This window comes from Actinomadura roseirufa, from assembly GCF_900659635.1.
Lineage (GTDB): Bacteria > Actinomycetota > Actinomycetes > Streptosporangiales > Streptosporangiaceae > Spirillospora > Spirillospora roseirufa.
On the sequence record NZ_CAACVB010000460.1, the window covers coordinates 1 to 3,809 of the forward strand.

5 protein-coding genes are annotated in these 3,809 nt (G+C 74.9%); 4 read left to right on the forward strand and 1 reads right to left on the reverse strand.

Features of this window, described 5'->3' with window-relative positions; translation table 11 throughout:
• The 3 genes from E1291_RS42915 to E1291_RS40045 form a co-directional block, all read left to right on the forward strand.
• Positions 1–462 (forward strand): hypothetical protein (locus E1291_RS42915; RefSeq protein WP_207401217.1); only part of this gene is annotated, 462 nt, incomplete at its 5' end.
• 9 nt (positions 463–471) lie between these two features.
• On the forward strand, positions 472–804 hold the full coding sequence (locus E1291_RS40040) for a hypothetical protein (RefSeq protein ID WP_131743216.1): 333 nt from the start codon (positions 472–474) through the stop codon (positions 802–804).
• A gap of 84 nt (positions 805–888) precedes the next feature.
• Complete coding sequence (locus tag E1291_RS40045) at positions 889–1,491, forward strand: GNAT family N-acetyltransferase (protein ID WP_131743217.1); 603 nt, start codon at positions 889–891, stop codon at positions 1,489–1,491.
• Here E1291_RS40045 and metF read toward each other — a convergent pair.
• Positions 1,428–2,363, reverse strand: coding sequence for a methylenetetrahydrofolate reductase [NAD(P)H] (gene metF / locus E1291_RS40050; protein WP_131743218.1), 936 nt, complete (start codon positions 2,361–2,363; stop codon positions 1,428–1,430). The genes E1291_RS40045 and metF overlap by 64 nt on opposite strands.
• A gap of 141 nt (positions 2,364–2,504) precedes the next feature.
• On the opposite strand from metF, the gene E1291_RS40055 reads away from it, so the two are divergent.
• Positions 2,505–3,560, forward strand: a complete 1,056-nt coding sequence (locus E1291_RS40055) for a polyprenyl synthetase family protein (protein WP_131743219.1) — start codon at positions 2,505–2,507, stop codon at positions 3,558–3,560.
• Positions 3,561–3,809 lie beyond the last annotated feature (249 nt).

Genomic DNA, 3,809 nt, shown 5'->3' on the forward strand with positions numbered 1-3,809 from the left:
CGGGCCGCCCCGGCGCCCACGCCGCACGGCGCGGGCGACCTCGGCGCCTTCCCGGACCGGCCGGCCGCGGCGAAGGCCGCGCGCGTGGACGCCATCGCCGTGACGGCGGCGCTCCATGACCACAAGGCCGTCCCCGACGCCGTCTGGAAGCACCTCAAGGCGAACGCCCGCGATCCCGACTACACCGAGAAGCTGTACGAGCGGCTCGGCCCCGCGCGCGCCGCGGACCTGGTCGCCGCGGCCCACGGCGACCCGGCGCGGCTGAAGGTGATCGAGGAGTCGCTCGGCACGTCCAGCCACCACCTGACGATGGACGTGACGTGGCTGCGGGCCTTCCTGGCCGAGGCCGACCGCGCCGGGGTCCGTCCCGCGGCGGTGCGGGTGCTCACCGGGGCGGACATGAGCAAGAGGACGCGCGAGGCCGTCGCCAAGCTGCACCTGCACCCGCAACGGACTGGATGAGAGGTCGCCATGGCCGCTCCACCGCCCCCCGGAAGCCTTCCGCCGCCGCTCGACTCCGCGGCGGCGTCCCGGCTGTCGCCCGCCGAGCAGCCCAATCCGGAGTACCGGCGGCTCTACCAGGCGTACGCGGACGCCTACGGCAGCATCGGGCAGCTCCGCGACGCGCTCGACGGGCCGGTTCGGACGCTCGGCGGGACCGACGCCTGGCTCGGTCCGGAGGCGCGCCAGTGGGGCGGCCGGCTCGACGAGAACCGCGGGACGCTGAAGAAGGCGGCCGACCGCATCCTGTGGGACATCTACGACCGTCTCTCCGCCACCGAACGGACCGTCTCCCGGGTCTAGGGCCGGCGCGGTCCGGCCGCGGCGGGGCCGATGCCGAGGTGAGGCTCGGGCGGCGCCGGGGCGGCACGGTCTAGTCTCTGTCCCGTGAAGGACCCGAAGCTGCGCGAGATCGACGGACGCGCCTTCCTGCGCAGGCTCAAACCGATGCTGGACGTGTACGCCGCGGCGATGATCCCGCCGGCCGAGCAGCTTCCCGGCCGGCACGCCATCATGGAGCGGCACGCCTCCTATCCGGCGTTCCGGGCGTTCGTCGCGGAGCGGCGCGGAACGCTGCCCGGCCTGGGCGGACCGGTCCAGGGGTTCGCCTACGGGTTCCACGGGTCGCGCGGCCAGTGGTGGCACGACGTCGTCCATTACGCGCTGGCCGCGGGCGGCGGCCCCGAGCACGCCGAGGCGTGGCTGTCGGACCCGTTCGAGGTCGCCGAGCTGCACGTCCACCCGGACTCGCAGGGCAAGGGGCTCGGCCGGAGCCTGCTGAACGCCCTGTGCGAGGGCAGGCCGGAGCGGACTGTGGTGCTGTCCACGCTGGACGTCCGGCCCGACACCCCGGCCCGGCACCTCTACCGGTCGGTCGGCATGGTCGACCTGCTGACCGACTTCGAGTTCCCCGGCGGCGGCCCGCGCTACGCGGTCATGGGCGGGACGCTGCCCCTGGCCCCGTACCCGCCGGCCTCCAGCAGCCCGTAGACCTCGCGGGTCGCCGTGGACTGGTTGAAGGTGATGAAGTGGATGCCCGGCACGCCCTGGTCGAGCAGGTCGCGGCACAGCTCGGCGGCGTGCTCGATGCCGAGCCGCCGGACCGCCTCCGGGTCGTCGGCGACGGCCTCGAAGCGGGCCCGCACCTCGGCGGGGAACGGCGCGCCCGACAGCTGCTCGGACCGCTGGATCGTGCTGATCTGGGTGACGGGCATGATGCCCGGGATGATCGGCACGTCGCAGCCGGCGGCGTCGACCCGGTCGCGCAGCCGGTGGAAGTCGTCCGCGCGGAAGAACATCTGCGTGATCGCGTAGTCGGCGCCGGCGCGGCACTTGGCCACGAAGTGGCGGGTGTCGCTCTCGATGTCGGGCGAGCGCGGGTGCTTGTAGGGGAAGGCCGCCACGCCGACGCTGAAGTCGCCGTAGGAGCGGATCATCCGGACGAGGTCGGCGGCGTACTCGACGCCGTCGGGGTGCTTGACCCATTCCCCCATCGGGTCGCCGGGCGGGTCGCCGCGCACGGCGAGGATGTTGCGCACGCCGGCCGCGGCGAACCGGCCGATGAGCTGCCGCAGCTCGGCCTGGGAGTGGTTCACGGCGGTGAAGTGCGCGACCGGGGTGAGGGTCGTGTCGGTGGCGATCCGCTCGACGATGTCGACGGTCTTGTCGCGGGTGCCGCCGCCCGCGCCGTAGGTGACCGAGACGAACGTCGGGTGCAGCGGCTCGAGGCGGCGGATGGTGCGCCAGAGGTTCCGCGCGCCCTTGTCCGTCTTGGGCGGGAAGAACTCGAACGAGAAGGACCGCCCGCCCGAGGCCAGCAGTTCTCGGACGGTGGGGGGACGGTCTGGGCGCAGGCGTCGCATTCCCCAAGCCTACAGAGGCCGGTATTGCGCGCCGGTTAAGCGGGAGCCCGCGGCGGCCGTCCCGCACGCCGCCGACCTCGGCGAATGCCCTGTTTCACTCCCGATTGCGGACGTTCGGCGCACGCTGGATACGATCACCGCATGTCCGCCACCCTCATCCGCAAGGAGATCGACGAGGCGCTGCTGGCCTTCGTCGCCCGGCAGCGTCCCGGCCTGCTGGGCATCAGCGACGACCTCGCGCCGCTGTTGTCCGCCCTGGACGGGCTTCTCAGCGGCGGCAAGCGGCTGCGTCCGGCGTTCTGCTACTGGGGCTGGCACGCCGCGGGCGGCGACGAGGCGGACGCGGGGATCGCGGTGGCGGCGGCGTCCCTGGAGCTGCTGCAGGCGAGCGCGCTGATCCACGACGACGTGATGGACTCCAGCGACATCCGGCGCGGCCAGCCGTCGGTGCACCGGCGGTTCGAGGCGCTGCACCGGGCGCAGGGCTGGCCGGGCGACGCGCGGGCGTTCGGCGGGGGCGGCGCGATCCTGCTCGGCGACCTGTGCCTGGCCTGGTCCGGCGAGATGTTCGAGACGTGCGGGCTGGACGAGGAGCGGCGCCGGCGCGGCCGGGCCGTCTACGACACGATGCGCTCCGAGGTGATGTGCGGCCAGTACCTCGACATGCTGGAGGGCACGCGCGGCGGGGCGTCGGTGGCGACCGCGCTGCGGGTGGTGGAGTTCAAGAGCGCCAAGTACACGATCGAGCGGCCGCTGCACCTCGGCGCCGCGCTGGCGGGCGGCGGGCCCGCGGTGACCGCGGCGCTCACCGGCTACGGGCTGCCGCTCGGCATCGCCTTCCAGCTCCGCGACGACGTGCTGGGCGTGTTCGGCGACCCCGCCGAGACGGGCAAGCCGGCGGGCGACGACCTGCGCGAGGGCAAGCGGACCGTGCTGGTCGCGCTGACCCTGGAGCGCGCCACGCCCGCGCAGGCGGCGGCGGTGCGGCGGCGCCTCGGGGACCCGGGGCTGGACCGCCCGGGGGTGGACGAGCTGCGCGAGATCATCCAGGAGACCGGCGGGCTCGCGGCGTGCGAGGAGATGATCGAGCGGTACGCCGCGGAGGCGGACCGGGCGCTCACGGCGGCGCCGATCACCGAGCCGGCGCGGGCCGCGCTCGCGGACCTCGCCGTCGCCGCGACGTCCCGCACCAGGTAGGGCCGGGGTTCCGCGCCGCGCGGGGCCGCGGGCGCCGGGCCGGGGCAAAGATCGGGGTTCCGCTGCCGCCGCCCGTGATGGCGCGGTACAAATGAGGAAATCTGCGTCCGTCCCCGCCGAGTCGGAGTCCTCCAGTGCCGCACGACACCTCCCGCGGGAGGGCGAACTCCCATGCCGGGCGCCCCGGCCCGGCCCGCTCCGGGGCCCACTCCGGCGGCGCCGCGCGTCCGGGCGGCCAGGGCAGGCCCC

What these genes read in the sequence shown, in the direction of transcription:
- metF (WP_131743218.1), bottom strand. Translation starts at nt 2,363, where the DNA reads ATGCGACGCCTGCGCCCAGACCGTCCCCCCACCGTCCGAGAACTGCTG.
- E1291_RS40055 (WP_131743219.1), top strand. Translation starts at nt 2,505, where the DNA reads ATGTCCGCCACCCTCATCCGCAAGGAGATCGACGAGGCGCTGCTGGCC.
- E1291_RS40040 (WP_131743216.1), top strand. Translation starts at nt 472, where the DNA reads ATGGCCGCTCCACCGCCCCCCGGAAGCCTTCCGCCGCCGCTCGACTCC.